This is a genomic window from Oceanisphaera ostreae (assembly GCF_042676125.1).
Classification (GTDB): Bacteria; Pseudomonadota; Gammaproteobacteria; order Enterobacterales; family Aeromonadaceae; genus Oceanimonas; species Oceanimonas ostreae.
In genome coordinates this window covers 25316-50284 of record NZ_JBHTJS010000002.1, presented here as the reverse complement: position 1 = coordinate 50284, position 24969 = coordinate 25316, and the positions used below count along the sequence as shown (strand labels likewise).

Sequence of the window (24969 nt, the reverse complement as noted above, 5' to 3'; positions counted from 1 at the left end):
TGATAACTATTTCTATTATCAATACCACTAAAAGCATAGTGCAACATAATAAGTAGCACCACAGACTCGATATTTTTGCCACGGAAGAACACGAAACGCACGGACACATTAAGCAGAGACCACAAACTGGTTTCCTTGGTTAATGCCTACATATCGCCAGTCAGCTGCGCTTTTCTCCTACAACCGAAGTAAGGATATTAATCATGTCGAATGCTGCCCGTCGCAAGCCTAAACTTAGATCTAAAATTAGCTCCATCGCCTTAACGACCATGATGCTATTTAGCCCATTAAGCGCCAATGCGGCGTTAACCATTTATAATGGCCAGCACAAAGCCGCTACCATCGCCCTTATTGACGCCTTTACTGCCAAAACCAATATTGAAGTTGAATCGCGTCAGGGCTCGAGCAACGAATTAGCTCATCAAATTGTAGAAGAAGGTAAGCGCTCGCCTGCCGATATTATTTACACCGAAGAATCGACGCCGCTGATCATGCTGGCCAACAAAGGCCTGCTGGCAACAATTGATGCCACTGCGCTCGAGAATATTCCCGCCGAATATCGAGATCAAGACGGCAACTGGGTGGGGCTGTTGGCTCGCTCCCGGGTAATTGCGTATAACAAAGAGACTATCAGGCCAGATCAGCTGCCTACCTCGGTGCACGACTTAACGGATGCCAAGTGGAAAGACCAATTTGCCTTCGTTAAAACCAGTGGTGCCTTTCAAAAACAACTGTCGGCCATGATCAAGCTAGAAGGCAAAGAAAAAGCCACCGCCTGGTTAGAAGGCTTAAGCAAAAACGGCAAAGTGTATCGTCATAACAAGGCGGCACTGGATGCGGTTGAGCGCGGTGATATGCCGTTTGCTCTGATCAATAACTACTACTGGGACAGCATGGCCCGCGAAAAAGGCGCAGACAACCTGAACTCAGCGCTGTACTTTATGGGTACCAACGACTTAGGTGATTTAGTTACCGTGTCGGGTGCGGCTATTTTAGCGTCCAGCAAAAATTTAGACGAAGCCCAGCAGTTTATGGCCTTTGCCACCGGTGCAGAAGGCCAAAAAATTCTCACCGACCAGAGTGCGCAGTATCCACTGAACCAAAGTGTAGATACCAATGGGTTAAAGCCGTTCTCTGAATTAACGCCCCCTAACGGCACATTAGACTTAGGCGAATACAGCGACGGTAAAGCCGCCGTTGAGCTACTACAAGAAGTGGGCCTGCTATAAAACTTTTATAGCGCCCGGCGCCCAGCACTAAGCTAAAGACAAACCGCGCCTGTTGTAGTCGCCCATTTAAGTAATCACGCATAACTGATGTGGATTCAGGGGCTAGCTTATCTTTATCGTCACCCTCGCGGGAATGACGGCAGAACCACACCTGTTAAGCGTTATGGTGAAGGATAGGAGCACCAAGCCGATAATCTTGGTGCTCCTATCCGTGCTACTGGGCAGTCTCGTCGGTCGCTCGCTGTTAAATACTAAAGACTCTTTCCCGTGGCAAAAAATGTTTTGAGACCAAGAGCGAATATAATGTGTAGTAAAGTTACTTATAAAAAGCGCACTCGAGCCATTCCATTTGGTCTGATATTACCCGTGGTGCTGCTAGTGTTACTCACCAGCTTACCGTTGTTATATATCGCCTTGCGGGCACACGAAGCCGGCCTCGAACATGCGTTAAATCTCATCTTTCGCAGCCGTGTCTATGATTTACTGCTGAATACCCTAAAACTGGTGACCGTCGTCACGGTGCTAAGCACCCTCATTGGCGTGACCACCGCTTGGTTGATTGAGCGCACCGACTTGCCCAAGCGTAAAATGTGGAATGCACTGGTCACCCTGCCCTTTGCCGTGCCCGCTTTTATTAGCAGTTACAGCTGGATTTCTATATTCCCCAGCCTAGAAGGTTTTGGCGGTGCCATTTTAGTGCTTACCTTGTGTAACTACCCGCTGGTGCATTTGCCGGTGGCCGCCGCGTTGCGGGGTATGGACCCAGCATTAGAAGAAACCTCGCGCTCCTTGGGCTTTAACCGCACCCAGACTTTTTTTAAAGTGATCTTGCCGCAACTGCGGCCCTCTCTGTTTGGCGGTGCCATTCTAATTGCACTACACATGCTGGCCGAATTTGGCGCACTGTCGTTTTTAAATTACGAAACTTTCACCACCGCCATTTTTGATCAATATTACGTGGCCTTCGACGGTGCCTCAGCCGCCATGCTCACCTTGGTATTATTACTACTGTGTTTGGGGTTCTTGGCGCTCGAGCTATTGGTGCGTGGCAAGGCCAAATACGCCATCGCACGCAAAGGCACCCCAGGCATGCTCGAGCACATCGCCTTAGGAGCGATTAAGCCGGTGGCCATTATCGGATTAGTGGTGCTCACCATCTTGGCCGCCGGTGTGCCGCTGGGCATTATCGGCTATTGGTTATTCACCGGCACCTCAAGCGCGCTACATATCAATGACGTGTTTAGCGCCTTGACTACCACCCTTACCTTTGGCTTTGGTGGCGCGGTGCTGGCCATTGTATTTGCCCTGCCGCTGGTGTTTTTAACGGTACGCTACCAAGGTAAGCTGGCCATGTTGGCCGAACGCCTGCCGTACTTTATTCATAGCCTGCCGGGATTGGTGATTGGCCTAACGCTGGTGTTTTTTGCCATTCGTTATGCCTATCCTTTTTATCAAACCACGCTGTTACTGCTCATTGGCTACGCCATGCTGTATTTGCCACTAGCGCAGTCGTCTATTCGCGCGGCATTAATGCAAGTATCGCAACAGCTAGAAGAAATGGCGCGCTCGTTAGGTAAAGGGCCGTTAACGGTTTTTATGCGCATTACCTTGCCGCTGATTACCCCCGGCGTAGGTGCGGGGTTGGCGTTAGTATTTTTGCAAATAATGAAAGAGCTCACCGCCACCTTGTTACTCAGACCCACCGGCGTCGATACCCTGGCCACCAAAGTATGGGAGCATACCGCCAATGCCGAATTTGGTGCCTCAGCCCCTTATGCGGCCTTGTTGATTGTGGTGTCCGGTTTACCCGTTTACCTGTTAACCATGCGCTCTTTTACTCAAGGCAGTAAACAGGCCACGAATCCTCTTACAGCAGAAATTTAAAGGCAGACTATGAAAAAGTTAATCATCCAGAATGTGTCTAAGCAGTTTGGTGACGTTAATGCCTTACACAACGTTAGCCTCGCACTAGATGAAGGCAGCATGTTGGCGGTATTGGGCCCCTCTGGCTGTGGTAAAACCACCTTATTGCGCTCTATTGCCGGTTTTGAAACCCCGAATGCGGGCCGTATTATCATCAACGGTCAAACCGTATTTGGTGAGCAAACCAATATTAAACCCGAACACAGAAAGATCGGCTACGTACCCCAGCATGGGGTATTATTTCCGCATTTAAGTGTGGCAAGAAACATCGCCTTTGGCTTAAGTGACTCGGCCTACTCTCACAAAGAGCAAAAAGCCCAGCGCGTAGCAGAAATGCTGCAACTTGTGGGTATGGCTGGGTTAGGCAAACGCATGCCCCATGAATTATCGGGCGGCCAGCAACAACGAGTCGCTTTAGCACGTGCACTGGCTCCCTCGCCGTCGTTAGTGTTACTGGATGAACCCTTTTCGGCGCTTGATGCGGGTTTAAGAACCGCGCTGCGCGAAGAGGTAAAAGCCACCTTAAATCAGATTGGTGCCACCGCCATTTTAGTCACCCACGACCAAGAAGAAGCCCTGTCGATGGCAGATTTAGTGGCCGTGATGCGCCAAGGTCAATGTGTGCAAGTGGCCGATCCGGTATCCCTGTATAAATACCCTGCCGACATTCACGTGGCCTACTTTGTGGGTGAGGCTATTACCTTAGAGGCCACACTAGACCATGGCCGTGCTCACTGCTGTTTTGGCCCGCTACCTTTAGCGCCGGGCTGCGCTATCGACAGCTCTTCGGCCACTATTATGATCCGCCCCGAGCAATTTGTACCCAGCGCCCCCGCCGAACAACAGCTGGGCGGTCAGGTATTAAAAACCATTTATTATGGTCACAACGCCTTAGTGCATATAAAAACCGACGCCAAATTTGGTGCACAAGAAATACAAATCCGCGTTAGCGGTGCCCACAGCTACACTCCCGGCGAATACGTAGGCTTAAAAATCACCGGCGAAGTAATGGCGTATTAGTGAATGTGAGGCATGAGGGGTAAAGCGTATGAAGTTAAAAGCACAACACAAATGGTAAATATCAACCAACCCCGAGCGTAAGGACGCCTTATTTAGGCAAGGAGTATTCGACCTCTGTAGGCCGGGTTAAGGTTTTTGGTCGATTGAAATCGACCCTAGGATCAGGATGGCTTATTGTTTTTTGTAGGGGCGAATTCATTCGCACAATAATGGTGGCACGGCCTAAAAGAGACCAACCGACCATAAAAATCTGATCAGTTAGTTTTCTAGATTGGTATCACCGTTTTATATTTGCTTGCTGTTGTTTGGCGTGGCTGCTAGATTTATAGTCAAACCTTGTATGTTGGCATAATAAGATGTTTACACCGGCGGCACGTTTAACCCATACCTTTAGTGAGCTAGAAAGTGCACTAAAGGCACTCTCTCAGTTAATTACTGACACTGCTAACACGGCACCAGTGCAGGCTTGCTGCTTTTCGCTACCGTTGGTTGCCACCGGCGACGAGCATGATCCCGTTGCACAGATAAGTGTCCACCGTTTAGACGGTGAACAGGCAATAACGGCAGCTTTAAATGGCTTTCAGCAGTGCTTTATTCAACCTAACTGTTCGGCCAAGGCCAGCTTTCGTCTGCCCGGCTATTTAGTATTGCCAAGCGCAGTTAAGCCCGAGCTACAATCCCTTATTGAGCAGATTAACCGCCTTAAAACCCAGTTTAAGGCGCAGGTGCAAGACGCGGGCAACCGCGACCAAAAATTTGCCTTGGTGCACGACACCCTGCCCGGCCTCATTACTTTGCAGGTATATCGTCACTTAGTGCTGTTGTCCCATGCCGTATCGCGCTTGGGTTTTACTTGGGCTAATAAACAGATTATTCAAAAAATAGATAAAGATGTGCTCATCAAGCAGCTCACCGATGCCCGTTTATCGCCACCGGCGCTCACTCATGCCCAAACCTGGCTGCAATGCGTGGACCGAGAAATTTATGACGTAAAGCGCTTACCAGCAAATGCTGAGCTGCGCTTACGCAGGCCCGTTAAAACCCACCCCATGGCAAATGTACGTTGGAGCGAAGAGTTCACCCCACGCCAGCAACAGGTGAAAGCCCATTTACCCCTGTTATTATGCCAAGATGAGCCGCCGGCCGTTACCGCACTAGAAAACTATCCGCCCACAAAGGTGCGCAAGCGCCGCGCCGCCACCATTACCGATGAAGCGCTGATCCCACGGTTACATATTTATCGCAAACTTCCGTAAAGAGTGCGGAGAATGTGACCATTATGCTGCTGTTTACGGCCAGTACCGGCTTTGGTGGCTTATGGGGCGGTGGTCACTTATGCCGTTAACGCCATTCATCTGCCCTCGGCATTACCGATGGCGTTGGTGATGACATTGTGCACCTGGGTGGCGTTAGCCGCTTATTGGCTGTTAGTTCGGCCTAACTTACCGCGCCCAGAGCAGTAAGAATGCTAAAAGCCGTTTTTTAATGTCGCAGCAAATGATATAAATAGGGTGTCACTTTACAGAATTCCCCCATTAACACTCATCACAAGGATTGAATGATATTATGTTTGAGAACGTCACCGCTGCACCGGCCGACCCTATTTTGGGCCTGACTGACACTTTTCGTAACGATCCTCGTACTGATAAAATTAACTTAGGCGTTGGCATCTATAAAAACGAAGCCGGACAAACTCCAGTATTACGCTGTGTAAAAAAAGCCGAAGCGCGCTTGGTTGAAGAACAAACCACCAAGAACTATCTCAGCATTGAAGGCGTTGCCGCTTATGCTACCGTAGTGCAAAAACTGTTGTTTGGTGACAATGCCGCCATTATTAGTGAGCAGCGTGCTCGCACTGCACAATCACCAGGCGGCACAGGTGCACTGCGCATTGCCGGTGAATTTATTGCCCGCCAGCTCGACACCAACACCATTTGGATTTCTAACCCAACGTGGGCTAATCACAAGGCAGTATTTGCCGCTTCTGGTCTCGATATTAAAGAATACGGCTACTATAACGCCGACACCAAAGACCTCGACTTTAACGCCATGCTGGCAGATTTAGCACAAGCTAAAGCCGGTGATGTGGTGTTGCTACACGGCTGCTGTCATAATCCAACTGGCATTGATCCTACACCAGAGCAATGGCAACAACTGGCCAAACTGGCTGCAGAAAAAGGTTGGTTGCCGCTGTTTGATTTTGCTTACCAAGGGTTTGGTAAAGGCATAGACGAAGATGCTTATGGCCTGCGCGTATTTGCCGAGCATAACGTTGAATTGCTAATTGCCAGCTCGTTCTCTAAAAACTTCGGTATGTATAACGAACGGGTAGGTGCCTTCACCCTAGTCGCTAAAGACACCGACACCGCCAACACCTCGTTTAGCCAAGTTAAAAGCATTATTCGTGCTATTTACTCTAACCCGCCTGCCCACGGTGCTAACGTGATCGCCATGATCGCCGAAGACAAAGCCTTGTATGCCGACTGGTTGGTAGAACTGGCCGAAATGCGCGATCGCATTCAAGAAATGCGTACCCTGTTTGTAGAAAAACTCGCCAGCCGCGGTGTTAATAAAGACTTTAGCTTTATTGCCCGCCAAAACGGCATGTTCTCTTTCTCTGGCCTCACCAAAGCACAAGTTGAGCGACTAAGAGATGAGTTTGGTATCTACATTGTAGGATCAGGGCGCATTAGCGTGGCCGGCATTACTAAGGCCAATATCGACGCCTTGTGCGATGCCATTGCCGCCATCGTTTAATAACGGCTAGCTTGAGACTAAAAACCCCGCAGTGCGGGGTTTTTTATGGTCATACTACACTCGATATACGGTGCTAGGCATAGTTTTGCTACTCGCTTAAACGTATTACTGCACCACAACCGTCCGCTTTACTCCTACCTTCGGCCTTGGCTCTATACATCGCATTATCAGCTCGGGTTAGCAAACTGGCGGCGTTATCACCGTCTTCTGGATACAAGGCAATACCAATAGAGGCACTTACCTGCAACGGGTGCGGTCCCCACGCCAATGGTTGAGCAATAAGCTCTAATAGCGAATAAGACAAGGTAAAGGCACTGCCGTCATCTGCAATTTCATCCAACAAAATTACAAACTCATCACCGCCAATACGGGCACAGCAATCGGTAGCACGAAATCGATTTTGCAATCGCAATCCCAACTCCATCAGCAAGGCATCGCCAGCATCATGCCCATAGTTATCATTGATTGCTTTAAAGCCATCTAAATCGATAAACAACAAGGCAAATGATTGAAAAGTGCGCTGCGACCGATGAATACAGCGCAATAACTGCTCATTTAATAAACTGCGATTAGCCAACCCCGTTAACGAGTCGTACAAGGCTAAGCGCTCTATTTGCTGTTGTTGCTGCTGGCGGTCTAATATTAGCGCGGCCAAATGACCTATACGCTGCACCACCATCTGTTCGTGATCACAGGGATGACTCTGGTAGCGGGGAAAAACTGCGAGAAAACGTTGCGATACCTGTGGGTTAACCTGAATCGGCATTAACCAACATCCCGCAATTTTGTATTGCTTAGCCAACTGTTGCCACTGCTGCCAGTGCTCACCTTTGGCCTGTACCGAGAACACCTGCAACTGACCCAGCTCTAGCCCCGTTTGTAGCACCTGCAGCAAGCGGGCATTTTGTAACTCTTGCAACCGCAAGCAAAGTGATTCAGGCAAACTAGGGCCATTACACACCTGCAGTCGATGATCAGTATTGATTTGCACCACGGCCACCCGACACGACTCTAACTGCTGCTCTAGTGCCAAACAAATATGGTTAAAAATATGATCAATCGACGCGTTACCGGTCGCCATTTCTAACATTTCTCGCTCTAGGCGCAGCAACGCATCGGCTCTTTCACGCTCGGTAATATCTTGGCCGCTATAAATAAGATAACGCAGTGGATAACCGTCTTCCTTTACCTGTTTGACGGTCCAGCGAATATGCATCGGCTCTCCACTGGCATTCGTCATACGGCAGGTGAACGAGCTGAGTTCAGCGGCCTGCATGTTCGTACTAGGCAAATATTTAAAGCCATCCAGCCCAAGCAACATTTTAAAAGACTGACCTTGGAGTTGCTGCTGACTAAAACCGGTATTCAGTTCAACACTGCGGTTTAAATTAACAATGCAACCCGCAGCATCAGTGACCACCACCAGCGCACTCATGGTGTCTAACACGGTATCAATAAATTGCTTTTCTTCAGACTGAGTTTGATGTGCCCCGCGCAACGCTTTTTCTTTGGCGCGCAAGTGCTTTTCGCGACGTACAGCAGTGGTAATATTCTGCAGCTGTACTAATACCACACCGTGATGACGCAAGGGCCGCAGTACCATAGAATGGAATATTGGGCTAGCATCACCTGAGATAAAATGAGCGTGTAACGGCAATAGCTCTTGATGCAGATGATGCGACAACAACCGTGCTAACCCTTGCTCGCAGGCGTCTTTAATGGCCCCCATTACTACGGCAGGTAAGGGGGTATTAAACAACTGGTCTAACCGCTGACCACACGCAGCCTCTGCTGTAACGCCGCTATAGCGCACCAGCCACTGATTCCAAAACAACACCTTTTGCTCTGAATCTAGCAGCATAACGCCATTTTCTATTTGTTCTAAAGCCACTTGGCTTACGTTAACAATAGGCAACAGCGGCAAAGCAGATGCCACTTTCATCGTACAGTTAGCTCGGCGAGATATTCTTGTAACGCGGCTACAAACATATCCGCAGAACGCACATCAATCACAAACGCTAAATAACCTTCTAAGTCTCGCTCACGCAAGCTGAACTTAATTTGTACCAACATGATAAACGAGGTGTTATCTTGATCTTCAGTCAAGGTGAGGCGGTTTAATAAATGAGGGGGATCAACATTAAATATCTGAGGCAGATCAGTTTGAATCTGCTGATTCAACAAGTTCGCTAAGGTTGCTAAACAGTTATTCAGCAAAATATTACCAAGCTCGGCAAGCGTTTCTTGTTCAAGCTCCGATATTTCGCCAATCGACATATCTTCGCCTAAAATAGCGCGTACTAACTCAAGACTGCGTTCTTCAGGAAATAACAGCGCCGCACGACCCGTCATAAAGCCGCTAAAATCTTGCATAACCCCCGCTAACGCACCGGGCATATAGTGGCAAAAGCAGCCACTGGCCTCTGTGGGGTGCAAAAACTGCAGTTGCGGTACCGACAGCAACACTTCATCTTGCACCATTTGCGACAGGGCATTAGCCGCACGACCAATGCCGATGTTCATTAGTTCAACCACTAATTCATGTTCATCGGCAGATAACAATGGGCTCATGGAGCAACCCCAAGAAAGCGGGCCAACTCATCGGGGTTAGTCGGCTTACCCATAAAGGCCATGCCTAATGCTTGCGCTCGCTCGACCACTGGCCGTTGAATGTTAGCCGTCACCAACGCCATTTTCATATTCGGATGGCTGTCACAAAATTCAGCCGCCAGCGTCAAACCATCGCGCCCTGGCATATTAAAATCAATTAATGCCACATCCGCTTGTCGCCCTTCCATAATCGCTTGTGCCTCGTCTGCAGAGGCCGCTTGCAAAATATCGAATTCAGCGCCAAGGGCAGCTAATTGGCGCATTAAGCTAAGACGAGCCACACGGCTGTCGTCTACTAGTAGTAACGTGATGGCTTTCGCGTGGGTCATTGATTGAGTTCCAAATGGATTTTAAACACCCATTATAAAGAAAACGACCATTTTTAAAATGGTCGAGGCCACTATTTAGTCCAAAAAAACAGCCATTATTTACCTTGCTTTATCGCTTATAAGTAATGCCGCATAATCGGCGTGGTTTTTTGCCATTCCCGCGAAGGAACGTCGTTCTCGCGTAGGCAGGGCCAGTGGCGCAGAACGGTCAGCCTGCATGACGCTAGCAAAGACACTGGCCCGACGCATTCGCGAAGGTGTCGAGAAAGGCAAATCAGTCACAGAATCCACATCAGTTATAAAGCATTACTTACCGAAATAATAAACTACACGGCTCATTTGAACCTTTACCTTGGTAAGCTCACTAAAGCTGTCGTATTATCAACCACTCATTGTTACTATTCTGCTAACAAACGTCCTAATTAGTTGAACCTTACATTGACCGAATCTCTCGTACCTCAGCAAACAATACCATCTAGCCGCTTTTCGCGCAGGCGATTGCGGGTATGTGCTGAGTGCGACTTGCTGCTGGCACTGCCGCCTTTAAAAACCGGTGAAAAAGCCGAGTGCCCACGCTGCCAACATACTTTAGTTCGCCGCCACACTAACCCGGCCGAGCGCAGCTTAGCATTAACCATGGCTACGCTTATCACCTTGGCACTGTCGGTAGCATTCCCCTTTTTAAGTTTTAATATCAGCGGTATCGGCAATCGCATAGAGCTAACGGAAACCGCTTCTACACTCATTGGCCTGCATCAACCACTGGTGGCCCTGTGCGTGCTGCTCACCGTTATTATCTTGCCTGCCGTCTACCTCTTAAGCCTACTTTGGTTATGTGTGGGCATTACCCGTGGCAAGCCTTTGCCCAAAAGCCAACATATCGCCCGCACCTTGGGCTATGTAACGCCATGGATGATGGCGGATGTATTTGTTATTGGCACTTTGGTTAGCTTAATTAAAATAATGGGCATAGCCGACGTTGAACTAGGCCTGTCATTTTGGACTTTTTGCTCCTACGCCCTCTTGTTGCTGCTCACCACCCAATCGGTAGACCGCGACTGGCTGTGGCTATATTTAGACTCCGACCCTAAAGCGCCAACCAATGTGCAGCTGGGCGAGTCGGCTTCTGCACAAGGGCTGGCAGGCTGTCATACCTGTGGTTTGGTTAATCGTTTGTCTGAATTAGCCCCCAGCAAAAAACACCATCGCTGTCGGCGTTGCGACGAACCACTGCACCCATATAAGGGCGTGAACAATCAGGCCACACTGGCGCTGCTGGCAGCCGCTGTTATTATGTATTTGCCGGCCAATATCTACCCTATTATGATCACCACGTCGTTAGGGGATACTCAGCCATCCACGATATTAGGTGGCGTATTATCGTTTTTTCAGCATGGTGACTGGCCCATCGCCGTCATTATATTAACCGCCAGCATTTTAGTGCCCGTAAGCAAAATGCTGGCGCTGCTGTGGCTGTGCTATATAGTACGCCAGCCCACATCAACCCTGAGCCAATTAAGCCGTATTCGTATCTATCGCATTACCGAGTTTATTGGCCGCTGGTCTATGGTTGATGTGTTTGTGGTGGCCATTTTAGTGGCCCTTATTCGCAACGGTTCGCTTATGTCGGTTGAGCCCGGCGCCGGAGCCTTATCGTTTACCGCTGTGGTAGTGTTAACCATGCTAGCCGCCATTATGTTTGACCCTAGGGGTATTTGGCAGCCTGCGGCACCTACCCCTCCTGCTTTAATGCCTAATAATGTCTCATCACCCAAGGAACACCATCATGTCTGACACCCAGCGCGCTACGCGTCGGACCCAGCGATCTCTTTCTCCTATTTGGATAGTGCCATTAGTTGCCGTGCTTATTGGCGCTTGGATGGTATACGACAACCTTAGCCGCTTGGGGCCGTCTATTACGCTCATTATGGATAATGCAGAGGGTATAGAAGCAGGAAAAACGCTAATTAAAACCCGCAACGTACAAGTGGGAAAAGTTGAAAAAGTTAGCTTGTCGGATGATATGAACCATGCCGAAATAGTCGCTCGAATGAGCCCCCAGGCCGCCGATATGCTGAACAAAGAAACACAATTTTGGGTGGTTAAGCCACGCATTGGCCGTGAAGGTGTCAGTGGACTAAGCACCGTATTGTCGGGAGCCTACATACAGTTACAACCAGGCAATAGCGAAGAATCGCTGGATGTATTTGACGTATTAGAACAACCCCCCGTTGCACCGCCCGACGCCCCTGGCTTGCGCATTAATCTCATCAGCGAGATTGGCAACTCCATTACCACTGGCGACCCTGTTACGTATGAAGGCTATACCGTAGGCCGCGTAGAAAAAAGTCACTTTGACCCCGAAAAGCGCGAGATGCAGCACCGGCTATATATTAAGTCCCCCTACGAAGTATTAGTCACTAATACCACGCGATTTTGGACCGCCTCGGGCCTAGATATTCGTTTAGACTCTGAAGGCTTTAGGGTGAATGTTGCCTCTTTAGAATCATTAGTCGGCGGCGGCATTACCTTTGGTGTGCCGAATAATGCATCTATGGGCCGCCAAGCTAAAGAAGGAGCCAACTATGTGCTATTTAATGATGAAGACAGTGCTAAAGAAGGCCGCTATGGCGACTACTTAGAATATGTACTGCTAGTAGATGACACCGTGCGCGGCTTAAGCCCCAACGCCCCCGTAGAATACCGAGGTGTGCGCATTGGTACCGTGGTGAGTGTGCCGTGGAATTTTAGCGCGCCGCAACCCGACTCCCTTAGCCGCTTTGCCATTCCGGTGCTTATTCGCATCGAACCACAACGATTTGGCGACAGCGAACAAGATATAGATTTGGCCGATTGGCAGCAACGATTAGAGAAAATGTTTGGCCACGGCTTACGTGCCTCACTCAAAGCGGGCAACCTGCTTACCGGTGCGCTATTTGTCGACTTAAACTTTCATAAAGACACAGTGCCGTTTCAGCGTATGACCTTTGCCGACAAGTCGGTGTTTCCCACCACGTCGGGCAGCTTTGCGCAAATTGAACAAAAAGTGTCTAACTTGTTGGATAAGCTGAATGACTTAAAGATTGAACCCATATTGGATTCGCTGAACAGCACGCTGGTGAGCACCCAGCAAACCATGAACAAGGTCAATGACATTGCCACCTCGGTAGATTCGCTATTAGCCGACCCTGCCACGGGGCAGTTACCGGCCAATGTAAACAACACCATGCGTCAATTGCGCGATACCCTGCAAGGGTTTGCACCCGACTCACAGGGCTATAATGAGCTGACTCAAACGCTGTCACGACTAGAGAAGCTAATGCGGGATGTACAGCCGATAGTACGTACCTTAAGCGATCAACCCAACGCGCTAATTTTTGATAAAAAACTAGCTGAAGACCCACAACCAAGGGCCAAAAAATAATGCGCTTTTTTAATCGTAACTCTGCACGGCTTGTCGCCACACGGCGGTTTAGCAAATCGTTAGCCGGCTTATTAGCCTGCGCTACCCTATTGGGGCTTGCGGGCTGCGCTGGTTCAACGACCGCGCCCACTACCTATATGCTGCCCAGCACCGCAGCCGATCAGCAATATCACAAGCCGCTGGCGATAATGGTGTCGCCAGTGCGCATTGCCGGGCACCTAGACAGTGAAGGCATTGTGATGCAGTTAAATGACATAGAAGTGTATCAGGCTCGCCAGCACCTGTGGGCAGAAGGTATTAGCCAGCAACTGCAACAGCAGCTGCAACAACGACTAGCTATCACCCTGCCACAAGCTCAAGTGGTCAGCAAAGGGCAGCCGCTGCAAGCCCAACTACCAGTACGCGACATTCGGGTTAATGTAACTCGATTTCAGGGGCAACACGGCGGTGGTGCATTAGCAGAAGGCCAATGGCAGCTACTAAACGAAGCAGGAAATTTAATTAAACAGCGCAGCTTTAGCATTAGCACGCCATTAGAAGACGATGGCTACCCCGCCCTAGTGCGCGCCTTAGGCAAAGCCTGGGATCAACTGGCCGATACCATCGCGCTGGAAATAACGAAAGAGTGAAGGGTGAATAGGAATAACACCAACACCTAAACCATCTTTGCCACGGAAAAATAGAGATCAGATCTGAAAGTGATCTTGATGGGTAAGAGCCAAACACAAGTGCACCATCATAGGAGCGACAAGGCCTTACCCCTCAAAGGCTTCTAGGCTCTTGCCTCACATGAACTGCGTCCGTGACTCTCGTAAACAAAGAGGGTGTTGTTCCTTGGCGAAAAAGATCTTTTTCGGCTCCACACTTGTTATGCCGTGCTACTTAAGCAGTCCGGCATAATTTATGTGGATTCAGGGGCTAACTTATCTTTATCGTCACCCTCGCTTACCTTTTTCGCGGGAATGACGATAGAACCACACCTGTTAAGCGGCATTACTTAAAACCAAAACCTATACCGCCTTACCGGCCTTTCCTTGGTATCTGCTCTTTATTTTAACGGCAGCCCCTGAACCTTCGCCATGTTGGGCCACGGCCCATTTATATGGCCACCCATTTTAATAGTGCCCATTTATATGACATTTATATAGCCACCCATTTTAGTCCGGCTGACTAAGCCGTGGACTGATAGAACCAATAACTGGGATTTATTGTCATCATTAGCGAGGTGAGTGACGATGAATTGCCGATTATTTGAAGAGGGATGCCGACTTGAAACAAAACACTAGCAATAAGCATCAATTAGGTAGCATTCAGCCAGCACTAGATTACTCCAGCTGGAGTATAACAGGTCGCATTTGAGAGCTTAGGCGCAATTAAAATGTCAGCTATGCCAATGCCGGCAGCTGCTAGCATTAACCACTCGTTTCTTATCTAAATGCTCACAGTAAAGGGTAAGATCTTCGAGCGACCCTACCGGTCCTTTAAATAAGTGCTTAAATTCATTCGTAATATTAAGCCAGTTATCAAGTGGAATATTCAATCTATTCAGTATATTGGCTGTACTTGCTCGAATAGCTCCTCGTTTATCATCGCGCACCATGCGCCCAGTGTCATCAACCAGTATTACGTAATCTTTGGCATCAAACAGTAAGCCTTTCAGCATATCTTTGTGTTCATTACCCACAAAAGGTAATAATCGCTCCGGCTGCTTACCGTTAGCCGCTGCATTTATCCGACGCTGAATACTGGTGAAGCCGGATTTTTCAGGTGTTGTAGCCTCCTTAGCCCTGATGGGGTTTAAATCAACATATGCCATGCAAGCCAGTACAGCTGCATCACCGAGCAACGCTTGTGACTTAAATCGCCCTTCCCAAAATCGCCCCGTGCAGTCATCTTCCTTATTGGCTTGGCGGGCTATTGGCTCGTTTAAAGCCCGCATAAACCAGCTAATATCCATTAACCGACGACGATACTCTGCAATCGAGCTATTCAAACTGTCGAGCTCATAGGCCTCGATGGGTTCTTCCTTAGCAAATTTCTGCGTCAGCAATGTGCCTTTAAATAACTGATGCCATTGATTAATAACCTCCATACTGGACCAAGCTTGTGCTGTTTCAGCGTCAATTCTCAACACCACATGCAAGTGATTAGACATCACGGCATAAGCTGCGATATCAATCGCAAACACTTGGGCTAATAACAACAACCGCTGCTCTACCCAGCCTCGGCGATGCTCAAATGATTGACCAGAATAGTGGTCAATTCCGCACAAAAACGCCCTTCTCACTGTGCGACTAACGCAGTGATAAAAGGGCGTATCTTCTAAACTCACTTGTGTAGAACGTGGTTTTGGCATCCGAACCTCCTCAAAAATCCAGAATCGAACTTTTTAAGTGTAGATGCCAAGCGAAAAATAAACCCATTAAAATGGGTGTCTTGTTAGAGAGGAGGTGGTTGTGGGTGCTGGGGGTTTGGTTGGAAAAATTACTAATTAACCGAGCAGTTTATTGATATCGGCGGCGGGCATGGGCCGATAATAATAATAGCCTTGTACTGTTAATGGGCCAAAATTGGCCAACAGATTAAGCTGCGCTTGATCTTCTACGCCTTCCACTACTAGGGTTAACGACAATTCTTGGGCTAAATGAACGATGGTTTTTAACAATAATAACGCACGTGGGTCTTGGCTGGCTTCAACCATAAAGTTGCGGTCAATTTTTAGCTCATCTAGCGGAAATTGATGCAAACAGGCTAAGGCGGAATAGCCAGTGCCAAAGTCATCTAACGAAATTTTAAAGCCTAACTCACGTAATCGACCCAACATGGCGACGCAGTTATTTTTCTGCGTCATCATGGTGGTTTCGGTTACTTCTAATTTAATGCATTCTGGCTTAATACCGCAACTCGCCACACACGCTTGCAGCCAGTCGGCAAAATCAGGCTCTCTAAACTGTGGTGCACTTAAATTAACCGATACCACCGGCACTTGGCTATAACGCTCTCGCCATTGCGCTACTTGCATGCAAGCTTGCTCTATAACCCAGCGGTCTAAACGCACCGACTGGGCACTTTGTTCGGCTATAGGAATAAACTCAGCCGGCGACAATGTGCCTAATTTAGGGTGCTGCCAGCGTAATAACGCCTCCATAGCCATTATTTTGCCATCGGTCGGTCTTACTTGTGGTTGATAATATAAGCTCAGCCCTTCGCCAAGTTCATTACTAAGCACATGCTGCAAGCTATGCTCAATTTGTAACTCGCGGTGATGTAAGTCGTGCTGGCGTTGGTCTACAAACTGAAAACGGTTGCGCCCTGCTCGCTTGGCCATGCTGTGTGCATGTTCTGCTGCCTGTAACAACCCAGCATTATCTTCGGCGTCGCGAGGATAAATGGCAATACCAATGCTGGGTTGTAAGCTCACTACGCTTTTATCCGCCAAAATAATGGGCTGCGACATTAAGTTTAATAATTTATCGGCCAACTGTGCCATGGCGGCATCTTGCGCGCGACTGTGGCGTAAAATAGCAAACATATCGCCTTGCAACCGCACTAAAGTGTCTGCTTCATCCACTGCCGCCTGCAAGGTACGCGCTTGCTGGCGCAAAATATCATCGCCCCAGGCTAAACCAAGTTGCTCGTTAATTTGGCGAAAACGGCCAATATCCACCACCATCAGGCCAATACGAATGTTATTACGTTCGGCTTCGGCCAATGCCTGATCGAGGCGGCTGGTTAATAATTGGCGGTTACCGAGTTGGGTTAACGGATCTTTAAAAGTAAACAGACTACGATCGTTGTGCATAGACTGCTGATTCGTCAAGTCATGACCAATCGCCACTCGGTGCGTCACCTTACCCTGCTCATCATTTAAGGTGTTAATGTTTAGCCATTGCAAATAGACTTCGCCGGATTTTCGGCGATTCCATACCTGTCCGCTCCAGCTGCCGGTTTTTTCTAGCTGCTGCCACATTTGCGCGTAAAAGCTTGGTTGGTGACGAGATGACTGCACCAAATTAGGTCTCTGACCAATGGCTTCTTTGGCACTGTAGCCGGTAATGTCGGTAAAAGCGGCATTAACACGCTCGATAATACCGTTAACGTCGGTCACCATCACCGACTCAACAGAGTGTTCAAACAGGTGCTGTAGTAACTGGCGTTTAAAGAATAAACTGTGCTTAGGAGAGTTAGCTAATGAAACGTCGTTAGGATGAGATGCACTGTCCCTAAAATTTAGAGTCGGCTGACGACCTTCCCGATGTTTTGTGGTGTGTTTCACTGCTTGGCATCCTTACCTAACGTTGAATTAGTATTTTTATAGCTGGTTACAGTAGCCAAATGTACCCAGCATGTAAACAGACTGTGTCGATTGGCGTTTGGTAATGATAGCTGCCGTCACAAAAGCCACTTTGCGCAGCATCAAGTTAGCAGCTAAAAAATACAAAGTGGACAATATAACACCATCAATCCCAAACCATTTTTACCACGCTTCTTTGCTACGAGAGTCACGGAAAAACCTCAACACCAAAACCTATTTTTGCAACGGAACTCACGGAAAAGTAGTGATCAGATCTGAAAGGGATCTTGATGGGTAAGGGCTGAGATTAGACACATGCAAAAGTGACAGGCGAAACAGAGCTGAATATTAGGTTGGTTTGGTGTTGTCCCTTATGCCGGTACCGGGTCGTGGCCCGGCATGACGGCCCCGGTATCTGCTCTGGGTTTTGTTGGCGAACGTTTACTCTCGCATTTCGCCGCTGGCGGAACCTATTGACGGCACCAGAGCAAAACCTATTTTTGCAACGGAATCCACAGGCCCCACGGAAAAATTAACATGGGATAAGAGCGAAAAGGTCCAAGTGATGTTATTGGTACGAATAAGCCCTTCGAGCAGCTTTCAGCCATAAGCTATCAGTCAAAGATTAACGCCCAACACTTAAGCCAAAATCAGAGTTTTGCATTTATCTTTGATGTTTTTGTAGCGGCTGTTTTAGCTAGCAGTCTGTCTCTGCGAGATTTAACAGCCATCCTGTTCCACAGGACCAACAGCTTGAAGCGGCGGGCTACAAAAGACAGTGTTTGTCTTTAACTTACGGCGTATAGCGTAAGGCTTAGTGCTGTACCATCGGTTATCGCACCACCTCGCGGCGGTTAAATACTCGGTCGTTACCGCGTTTACGGGCGTCAGAGGTGATGGTTAGTGTTGCCGGAACTATCCAATCACTGCTTGTATCGGGCTTCAACCAATGTGGCACTTTTATCTTGACCGTACCTTTCCATGGTTGTTCATAAGCGGGCACCTCGAGTTCTTTTGCAGTCACTCTCAACTGAGGCGACGGAGAAAGTGAAGACTCTAAAACAGGTTTATTACTAGCTGTTAACTCGTAAGGAAAATCGCTGTCTTCATTCACAGTGTTAATTTCTTTCGAATCGTACTTCAAATAGTAATTTAAATGTGTTTTCATCTCACCGGCCTGCCCAACCGGTAACTCGAGACCGTCCAGTGATAAAAAACCAAAGCGTAATTTATCTTCTTCAGCAGCTAAAGTAGTGTTGCCTGTTACGCCTGACATACTATCGTGAGTATAAATCGTCAATATGAGCGGCAACGATAAGTCAGTTTCAGCAAAAGGCTCATCTTTAATAAAAGCTAAATCAGCTGTATCGACCTTAAGTAAATGTTTGCCGGTTTCCGGCTCAGAGTAAATAAGTGACAATTCGGAATTAGACAGCTTGGTAGCAAGTTGGACTTGGCTATTCGTATCAAGTCCACTGGAAAATTCACCACTATAACTGGGCAACACTTTACCTTGTGTGTCGAGGCCTTGCACTGTAAAACTGGGCGTTGTGTTAAAAGTAATCGGGGCCGGATGGGCCGCATATACAACGTTTCCAGTAATATCTCCGCTTTCTGCTTTTTTTATACGAAGCGAAACTGGTACAGCTCGGCCGATATATTTACTTTCACCTGATGTTGGCATCTTAGCATCCCCATCGGGGATATAATCCGCCTCCCAAGAATTGGTGATGATTTCAACAGCACCAACAATGTCGGGTTTTACTGTATGTTGAGATTTCGTATCATCTTCATCATTAAGCTTAAATAACGTTATATTCCCTGCCATATTTTTATGTGGGTGTTTGGTGACAGCCTGTATCAGGCTATCCGTATCGAATTTTTCTTTCAGCCAATCCAGAGATAGTGGTTTGTTATTTATATCCAGTGCCGAGATGCCAAAATTAACATCATCACCAACAGCCGCTAATACAGTGCAGGTTTCTGCATCCCGTATATATTCGAAGCCATCCTCATCACCACAATTAACGGGATTTTGTACCTGCCAGCTTTTAGGAACAAAAGCGACCTTGTCGGTTAACTTGTCACCGTATGTTTCATCTGGTAATTTTTTCTTAATACTCAAGGTTAATAAATCGGCAACGGGATAACGGATGCTCGCTCCGTTAAGTGGCAACGTCAGCGATTTCTTTTCTTCCAAACTCACATCAACGGCTAAATAACCAGGTCGCATGATTGTTAATGATTTATTTTTTCCACTTTCATTGCCATCAAAGCCGAATTCAACTTCAACTTCTTCATTGTCAATCAAACAGCCGCCAGTTAAAGAAATAGGAGCCATTCCACTTGCATAAGCAGTGTCTACTCTTAGTGTTAACTCGCCATCATTAGAGCCATTATAGCGGCGCTCCACAAAACAAGTTCTAACACCATCGACATAGCAAACTAGATCGTTTTTAGGTTGAGGATCAAGGTTTCCTTTACCTGAAGAGTGATAGCCCAACTCAAACTGATACTCCAGTTGTTCTGCTTTTTCGGTGATGTTCGTACTATGCAATCCTTCAAAATCTTTAAATTTATATAAGTTCTTATATGGTTCACCCTGATTTTTTACGTGCACAGTTGCTTTATTTCTATATAGGTTTTTAGGTGAGCAAATTGCATCGCCGCATGCCTTAACAACAAGCTGAGCATTGCAACTATTAAAGTGCAATTCGTAATGATCTACATCAAAACCGGCTTGTGTACCATTGTCAATAAAGCTTTTTTTATCCATATCAAGATGAATGACATTTACTGCGCCATAAATACCAGCACTTTCATCTAAGTCTAGTTCACCTTCAACGTAAACAAAGCCATAAATTTTAGCACCTTTATCCAGATCAACCTCGCCATCATCTTTGTCGTCGTCGTCGTCGTCATCATCGTCTCGATTCACATATAGGTTTTCTTGCCCATATACAAAAATAGTAACTGGCTGGTCTTCACTACCAAGCTCTGCTTTTTCCTTAAGGTCTAACTCGCTTTCAATATATAACGTGACAGGGCCAACCGTTTCTAGGTTGGATTTTTTTTTTAGCTCTATTTCGTGAAAATGATAATTACCAACAGCTAGATTTAACTTTCCTTTTAGAACCAGCTTATCTGCTGAAATACGACCACTCACATCTGACTTGCTTCCTTTAACCTCTAGTTTTTTATTAGTAAACAAACCGCCTGTGAATTTGGTTTTTTCAATTCTAATGTCTTTATTGGGTGCATATATATTCAAACCCGTTATTTCGCCTGCATTTTTAATGTTTACTTCATCATAAATATAAAAATTAGCATCACCATCAATGTTTAACTGTCCACCATCAATATCAAGATCTTCAATCCAGTAATCACCTGCAGGCAGGGTCAGTGTACCGCCGCCCTCCACTTTAAGTTCTTTAATATGAAAGCTATCAGAGGTACTAGTTAAGGTAATTTCACAATTTTTTTCATCTAGTTTTATTTTTTTAAAATCGTTATCACTATCACTTTTTGATTGGTTACTTTTAGTACATTGCAGTTCACGTGAGGATTTATTTTCTTTAAATTCAGACGGAAATTCAACCAAATCTGGCTTATAGGTTGGCAATAAAGCTGCAAGACCAATTTCGTTACTTAACGTGCATTTCTTCCCATCACATGCACCATCTAAATCATCTTGAAACTTAAAATCAAGGGCTCGATTGTTAGTGCCATTAATATAACTATCATCATCCATATCGATCTCCCCCTGCTCATCATTACTCTGAGCCGCAAAAGGAAAAAGTTCGGCGATGGTTGTGGTTATTTTCGGATCACTTTCTGTGGCTTGGGCTGCAGAGAAAATAGAGAATAGTGTAATGGCTAGCACTAAATTTTTAATGTTCATCGTTCAATCACCTCAACTTCAATGTTTCGTATTACCGTTAATTGGCCTGAGCTACACTCGCCAGTGGCGATAATATTTATTTGCTTAACTTGGCTGGTAAGCGGCGATTCCAGCGGATGAATATACGCACTACATCCCTTTTCAACATATTTATCTGCCTCCGAATAAACTTCATCTGCTTCTATGTCGCCAAGTGAGGCATAAATCTGTTGTTCTAGCACCGACTCGGCAATTAACCGGGCTTTAAGTGCTTTTACTTCATAGACTAATTGTTGGCTACTTTGGCTTGAAAGCGTGCTCATGGCCGCCATTAAACCACCTAGCACTACTATCATAAACAACACGCTAATTAGCATGCTGCCTTTTTGTCGAGACCACGGCTGGCGAAACGGTTTAAGGCTCATAACCCACCTGTAATTGGCTGGACAGTACCAAATCGCCGTCTCGGGTCGTTAAAGTAAAGTCGACGGTGACCAGTTGTGACGCCTGATGATAGTCACCGAAGATTTGTGCCGATTGTAAACCGGTCAACATCCTGCTGAGCTGCTCCCAGCTGCTATTGGAGCGCACCTCTCGAACCAGATCGCCGTTATCTCGCGAACAAAAGCGCACTTGTTCGGGCTTTAACAAGGTGTAGCGCTCTTTGGGGCTATCCGATGTAAAGCCGGTCGGGCTGGTATTGGTAAATGCGTCAGCAAACGCTAATGGGTTAGCCATAGTAATACCCGCTTTTAAACCCACCACATTTTCTGGCAAGTCAGCGGGGTAGCTCTGCCATGCCGCTAGGTCACTATCAATGGCACTGGGGGCGTTAATTGCCATATTAGTGCCGTTCATCGCGGTTTGCTCCAAGCTGATCGGCATAATAAACTCGGCGCTGGCGTCTAGCACTTGCCTAGTATAAGTACCCGCCACCACCACAGGAACATAGCTGATGCAGCGGCTATTCGCACTCACATACACACTGGGCCCATAAGCCAGACTCAACTCGCGGCGCAGTCGCTCGATGGCAAAACGCGCTCCGGCTAAGGCCTGGCCACGTTCGGCACTCGACACATGGTTGTACGCCATATCGCTAATAAAACGCAAACCGATCATCGAGCTAATGGCAATGAGCACTAGCACTATCACCAGTTCGATTAAGGTAAAACCACGATGTTTCATGGCTGATGTTTTATAGAAAAGGCTCATCGGATATTATACCGTTGCAGTTTAAAGACGATATCTGCCCCTGAGTTGATACTGACTTTAATGCTGACCTCTTTATAGGGTGGGTCTTCCGTCACGTGAGTTATATCTACACAGGTTTCTACCATAAAGTTTTGGTATAATTCGGTGCGAGCTAAACTAAGCTGTGCTGCTAATTCATCGCCCTTGATAGGGCCGATTTCATTGTCAGGCCCGGTATTGCACCACAGCTGAAAGTCATCCACCTGACTAAACTCGGTGAGTTTATCGTATGTATCATCAGGTTTATTTTCACAAGCAGAAGCTCCGTCTACACCACAGCGTTTTTGCTCAAATGGGTTATTGGCGGCATCGTATTTTACAGATAGCACTTGCTCGGCCAAGGCTTCGGCTAAGGATACGGCTCGAAATTGAAATACCGGATCGAGTTGGCGAGTATTATTTGCATAAAAAAGCGTGACACCGAGCAACACGATAGCGAGCAATACCAAACCCAGCACAAACTCTAATAAACTAACGCCCGCTTGTTTAAGCTTAACGACTGGTTTGTTAGGTATAAGAGAAGGCATGCGAGAAAATATAAAGCGGAGATTAAGGGCCATGAATATAACCCTCTGGTTCTATGTGTACGGCTTTACCACCGATAGTGATGGTTAAGGTTTTTTTAAGTTGCTCACTGCCAATAAATGGCTGGCCTAATAAGCTAGGTTCGCTTAGAAACTTAGTGTCTGTTGCTGGCTGACCAAATTGTACCGTGAGAGATGGTCCGGTATAAGCAGAATTATTGAAGTCTCTTGTACCGACGAAATATCCTTGGCTCGCATTCGTGTTAATTACTTCTTTACTCAACAAACCAGACTCGCAATTGTTAGCAATGGAGAAGCCGTCAGTATTAATAAACACTTTAGAACAACGAGAGGGCTCAGATCCGATCTTAACTGCTTGTGGATCGTTCATGGCTCTGAGCTGTGCTTGGCGCAATAAGCCCACCAACTTATCGGCTTGCAGGCGGCCTTCAAACTGACTGTTAATCATTAAGCGCGGGGCGACTACTGCGCTTAAAATACCCACCAACACCAACACCAACACCAGCTCGATTAGGGTAAAGCCCGACTGTTTAGATTGCCAGTGAAGTGGAAAGCTAGATTGAAAGTTAAGTAACGAGCTAGGATGGTTCAATAAATAATCTCTTATCAATCACGGTTCTCATTCCTTGTGGCGAGTACTTGAACTTGGCGTTAATAGTAAATGAATGTGCCTTTATGCTTAATGTAGCATTGATTATCATTTAATTTAAATCTACCCGATACCTTGGTTAGCCTAACTGTGTAGTTAAGGCTAACCAAATCACCGGGAAAATAAGGCGGCCTAAGCCGCCTTTTTATTTTATCTTAATTAACAACCCGATGAATTCATGTTCAATAACGCTGTTCCACCTGACACCGCTTCTCTATATACGATTTGACAGTCACTTACATTCTTCTTAGAGGGTCTTATGGTTAATGTGTTTAAGGATGCATCGAGGATATAGGTGTAAGGCTTGCCACTAGGTGTTTTGTCATCACCTGAACCAGCCTCCAGACCTTGCAGAGCAGCTAATATCCCAGTTGGTGCCGCTGCTGGATAGCCATATTTAAACACAACACCAGTGAACTCACCAGTACCGTTCCAAGTGGGACTCTGCTCTTTGCCTTCCAGCACCGCTTTAACATTCGCCATTTGCAGTGCAGATTGCATATTACTACGCAATGCTTTTAAACTAGCGCTATAGGCGTCATTTTGTAAATTTAAGAAACGCGGTGCAGCTACTGCGCCTAATATACCTAAAATCACCATTACTATAACTAACTCAATTAGGGTAAAACCCGCACTTCTTCTCATATGTTGTTCCTTGATCTTGTTGTTGTAAAATTGTTTTGCACGACTTAAAACTAAGTGTACACATTGATATACTTGTCACCAATAATACCGTTCCACTTGGGGCTATTCAACTGTTATTGTTTAAAAAAAGTCCACATGGCGGAAGCCATCCCCCTCAATTTTGCAACGGAATCCGTAGAAGAACACGGAAAAATAGTGATCAAATCTGAAAAGCCGCCCTTCTTTCTTGTCATTGCGAGTGCAGCGCGGCAATCCACCCTTCAGACCTATACCGTGCCAAACCTAGATTGCCGCGTCGCTGCACTCCTCGCAATGACGACGAAAGAAAGCGGTACGCCCGCGTCTAACGCTGTACGCCTTACGTTAAAGATGACCTGTTTCGGTTTCACCTGACGGCGCAGTATAGCACTGGC

At 47.0% G+C, this 24969-nt stretch carries 21 protein-coding genes; 10 read left to right on the top strand and 11 right to left on the bottom strand.

The genetic code is table 11. From position 1 onward, the window contains the following. The first annotated feature begins 203 nt into the window (after positions 1 to 203). The 6 genes from ACFQ1C_RS00635 to ACFQ1C_RS00610 all read left to right on the top strand — a co-directional run bounded on the left by ACFQ1C_RS00635 (position 204) and on the right by ACFQ1C_RS00610 (position 6929). Positions 204 to 1229, top strand: a complete 1026-nt coding sequence (locus ACFQ1C_RS00635; RefSeq protein ID WP_379556603.1) for an extracellular solute-binding protein — start codon at positions 204 to 206, stop codon at positions 1227 to 1229. Positions 1230 to 1532: 303 nt separating this feature from the next. After that, positions 1533 to 3113, top strand: a complete 1581-nt coding sequence (locus ACFQ1C_RS00630) for an ABC transporter permease (protein WP_379556602.1) — start codon at positions 1533 to 1535, stop codon at positions 3111 to 3113. Positions 3114 to 3122: 9 nt separating this feature from the next. Continuing rightward, positions 3123 to 4172, top strand: a complete 1050-nt coding sequence (locus ACFQ1C_RS00625) for an ABC transporter ATP-binding protein (protein WP_379556601.1) — start codon at positions 3123 to 3125, stop codon at positions 4170 to 4172. Between the two features lie 356 nt (positions 4173 to 4528). Then, entirely contained in the window at positions 4529 to 5428 is a 900-nt protein-coding gene (tus, locus tag ACFQ1C_RS00620) for a DNA replication terminus site-binding protein (protein ID WP_379556600.1), read from the top strand. A 54-nt stretch (positions 5429 to 5482) separates the two neighbouring features. After that, positions 5483 to 5635 (top strand): hypothetical protein, encoded by a 153-nt coding sequence (locus ACFQ1C_RS00615; protein WP_379556599.1) that lies wholly within the window; start codon positions 5483 to 5485, stop codon positions 5633 to 5635. 103 nt (positions 5636 to 5738) lie between these two features. Next, the gene (locus ACFQ1C_RS00610) at positions 5739 to 6929 is read left to right on the top strand and encodes an amino acid aminotransferase (RefSeq protein WP_379556598.1); all 1191 of its coding nucleotides are present in this window, start codon (positions 5739 to 5741) and stop codon (positions 6927 to 6929) included. Between the two features lie 88 nt (positions 6930 to 7017). On the opposite strand, the gene ACFQ1C_RS00605 is transcribed toward ACFQ1C_RS00610, so the two are convergent. From ACFQ1C_RS00605 to ACFQ1C_RS00595, 3 genes are read right to left on the bottom strand one after another with little or no spacing between them, the layout of a single operon-like run. Beyond that, on the bottom strand, positions 7018 to 8871 hold the full coding sequence (locus tag ACFQ1C_RS00605; protein WP_379556597.1) for a sensor domain-containing protein: 1854 nt from the start codon (positions 8869 to 8871) through the stop codon (positions 7018 to 7020). Further along, positions 8868 to 9500 carry a chemotaxis protein CheC gene (locus ACFQ1C_RS00600; RefSeq protein WP_379556596.1) on the bottom strand — a complete coding sequence of 211 codons (633 nt, stop codon included), beginning with the start codon at positions 9498 to 9500 and terminating at the stop codon, positions 8868 to 8870. Before ACFQ1C_RS00600 ends, ACFQ1C_RS00605 begins: the two co-directional genes overlap by 4 nt. Further along, the gene (locus ACFQ1C_RS00595; RefSeq protein ID WP_379556595.1) at positions 9497 to 9868 is read right to left on the bottom strand and encodes a response regulator; all 372 of its coding nucleotides are present in this window, start codon (positions 9866 to 9868) and stop codon (positions 9497 to 9499) included. Before ACFQ1C_RS00595 ends, ACFQ1C_RS00600 begins: the two co-directional genes overlap by 4 nt. Positions 9869 to 10306: 438 nt before the next feature. Between ACFQ1C_RS00595 and ACFQ1C_RS00590 the strand changes: the two genes are divergently transcribed. From ACFQ1C_RS00590 to ACFQ1C_RS00580, 3 genes are read left to right on the top strand one after another with little or no spacing between them, the layout of a single operon-like run. Then, positions 10307 to 11662, top strand: coding sequence for a PqiA/YebS family transporter subunit (locus ACFQ1C_RS00590; protein ID WP_379556594.1), 1356 nt, complete (start codon positions 10307 to 10309; stop codon positions 11660 to 11662). After that, entirely contained in the window at positions 11655 to 13292 is a 1638-nt protein-coding gene (pqiB, locus tag ACFQ1C_RS00585) for an intermembrane transport protein PqiB (RefSeq protein WP_379556593.1), read from the top strand. The genes ACFQ1C_RS00590 and pqiB overlap by 8 nt, the downstream gene beginning before the upstream one ends. Next, positions 13292 to 13921, top strand: coding sequence for a PqiC family protein (locus ACFQ1C_RS00580; RefSeq protein ID WP_379556592.1), 630 nt, complete (start codon positions 13292 to 13294; stop codon positions 13919 to 13921). Before pqiB ends, ACFQ1C_RS00580 begins: the two co-directional genes overlap by 1 nt. A 752-nt stretch (positions 13922 to 14673) precedes the next feature. Here the strand turns inward: ACFQ1C_RS00580 and ACFQ1C_RS00575 are convergent. The 8 genes from ACFQ1C_RS00575 to ACFQ1C_RS00540 all read right to left on the bottom strand — a co-directional run bounded on the left by ACFQ1C_RS00575 (position 14674) and on the right by ACFQ1C_RS00540 (position 24556). Beyond that, complete coding sequence (locus tag ACFQ1C_RS00575) at positions 14674 to 15648, bottom strand: alpha-amylase family glycosyl hydrolase (RefSeq protein WP_379556591.1); 975 nt, start codon at positions 15646 to 15648, stop codon at positions 14674 to 14676. Positions 15649 to 15783: 135 nt separating this feature from the next. Beyond that, entirely contained in the window at positions 15784 to 17568 is a 1785-nt protein-coding gene (locus ACFQ1C_RS00570; protein ID WP_379556590.1) for a putative bifunctional diguanylate cyclase/phosphodiesterase, read from the bottom strand. An 850-nt stretch (positions 17569 to 18418) separates the two neighbouring features. Next, positions 18419 to 21487, bottom strand: coding sequence for a DUF6701 domain-containing protein (locus ACFQ1C_RS00565; protein WP_379556589.1), 3069 nt, complete (start codon positions 21485 to 21487; stop codon positions 18419 to 18421). Beyond that, a complete protein-coding gene (locus ACFQ1C_RS00560; protein WP_379556588.1) occupies positions 21484 to 21891 on the bottom strand; it encodes a hypothetical protein in 408 nt (135 codons plus the stop codon). The genes ACFQ1C_RS00565 and ACFQ1C_RS00560 overlap by 4 nt, the downstream gene beginning before the upstream one ends. After that, a complete protein-coding gene (locus ACFQ1C_RS00555) occupies positions 21881 to 22651 on the bottom strand; it encodes a type II secretion system protein (protein WP_379556587.1) in 771 nt (256 codons plus the stop codon). Before ACFQ1C_RS00555 ends, ACFQ1C_RS00560 begins: the two co-directional genes overlap by 11 nt. Positions 22652 to 22674: 23 nt before the next feature. Then, positions 22675 to 23277 carry a type IV pilus modification PilV family protein gene (locus tag ACFQ1C_RS00550; RefSeq protein ID WP_379556586.1) on the bottom strand — a complete coding sequence of 201 codons (603 nt, stop codon included), beginning with the start codon at positions 23275 to 23277 and terminating at the stop codon, positions 22675 to 22677. Continuing rightward, positions 23267 to 23854, bottom strand: a complete 588-nt coding sequence (locus ACFQ1C_RS00545) for a pilus assembly FimT family protein (protein WP_379556585.1) — start codon at positions 23852 to 23854, stop codon at positions 23267 to 23269. Before ACFQ1C_RS00545 ends, ACFQ1C_RS00550 begins: the two co-directional genes overlap by 11 nt. Before the next feature lie 216 nt (positions 23855 to 24070). Next, positions 24071 to 24556, bottom strand: coding sequence for a pilus assembly FimT family protein (locus ACFQ1C_RS00540; RefSeq protein ID WP_379556584.1), 486 nt, complete (start codon positions 24554 to 24556; stop codon positions 24071 to 24073). A 135-nt stretch (positions 24557 to 24691) separates the two neighbouring features. Between ACFQ1C_RS00540 and ACFQ1C_RS00535 the strand changes: the two genes are divergently transcribed. Then, complete coding sequence (locus tag ACFQ1C_RS00535) at positions 24692 to 24949, top strand: hypothetical protein (protein ID WP_379556583.1); 258 nt, start codon at positions 24692 to 24694, stop codon at positions 24947 to 24949. Positions 24950 to 24969 lie beyond the last annotated feature (20 nt).

Coding starts and splice junctions, on each gene's coding strand:
- ACFQ1C_RS00635 (WP_379556603.1), top strand. CDS start 204: ATGTCGAATGCTGCCCGTCGCAAGCCTAAACTTAGATCTAAAATTAGC.
- ACFQ1C_RS00630 (WP_379556602.1), top strand. CDS start 1,533: ATGTGTAGTAAAGTTACTTATAAAAAGCGCACTCGAGCCATTCCATTT.
- ACFQ1C_RS00625 (WP_379556601.1), top strand. CDS start 3,123: ATGAAAAAGTTAATCATCCAGAATGTGTCTAAGCAGTTTGGTGACGTT.
- tus (WP_379556600.1), top strand. CDS start 4,529: ATGTTTACACCGGCGGCACGTTTAACCCATACCTTTAGTGAGCTAGAA.
- ACFQ1C_RS00610 (WP_379556598.1), top strand. CDS start 5,739: ATGTTTGAGAACGTCACCGCTGCACCGGCCGACCCTATTTTGGGCCTG.
- ACFQ1C_RS00605 (WP_379556597.1), bottom strand. CDS start 8,871: ATGAAAGTGGCATCTGCTTTGCCGCTGTTGCCTATTGTTAACGTAAGC.
- ACFQ1C_RS00600 (WP_379556596.1), bottom strand. CDS start 9,500: ATGAGCCCATTGTTATCTGCCGATGAACATGAATTAGTGGTTGAACTA.
- ACFQ1C_RS00595 (WP_379556595.1), bottom strand. CDS start 9,868: ATGACCCACGCGAAAGCCATCACGTTACTACTAGTAGACGACAGCCGT.
- pqiB (WP_379556593.1), top strand. CDS start 11,655: ATGTCTGACACCCAGCGCGCTACGCGTCGGACCCAGCGATCTCTTTCT.
- ACFQ1C_RS00580 (WP_379556592.1), top strand. CDS start 13,292: ATGCGCTTTTTTAATCGTAACTCTGCACGGCTTGTCGCCACACGGCGG.
- ACFQ1C_RS00575 (WP_379556591.1), bottom strand. CDS start 15,648: ATGCCAAAACCACGTTCTACACAAGTGAGTTTAGAAGATACGCCCTTT.
- ACFQ1C_RS00565 (WP_379556589.1), bottom strand. CDS start 21,487: ATGAACATTAAAAATTTAGTGCTAGCCATTACACTATTCTCTATTTTC.
- ACFQ1C_RS00560 (WP_379556588.1), bottom strand. CDS start 21,891: ATGAGCCTTAAACCGTTTCGCCAGCCGTGGTCTCGACAAAAAGGCAGC.
- ACFQ1C_RS00555 (WP_379556587.1), bottom strand. CDS start 22,651: ATGAAACATCGTGGTTTTACCTTAATCGAACTGGTGATAGTGCTAGTG.
- ACFQ1C_RS00550 (WP_379556586.1), bottom strand. CDS start 23,277: ATGGCCCTTAATCTCCGCTTTATATTTTCTCGCATGCCTTCTCTTATA.
- ACFQ1C_RS00540 (WP_379556584.1), bottom strand. CDS start 24,556: ATGAGAAGAAGTGCGGGTTTTACCCTAATTGAGTTAGTTATAGTAATG.
- ACFQ1C_RS00535 (WP_379556583.1), top strand. CDS start 24,692: ATGGCGGAAGCCATCCCCCTCAATTTTGCAACGGAATCCGTAGAAGAA.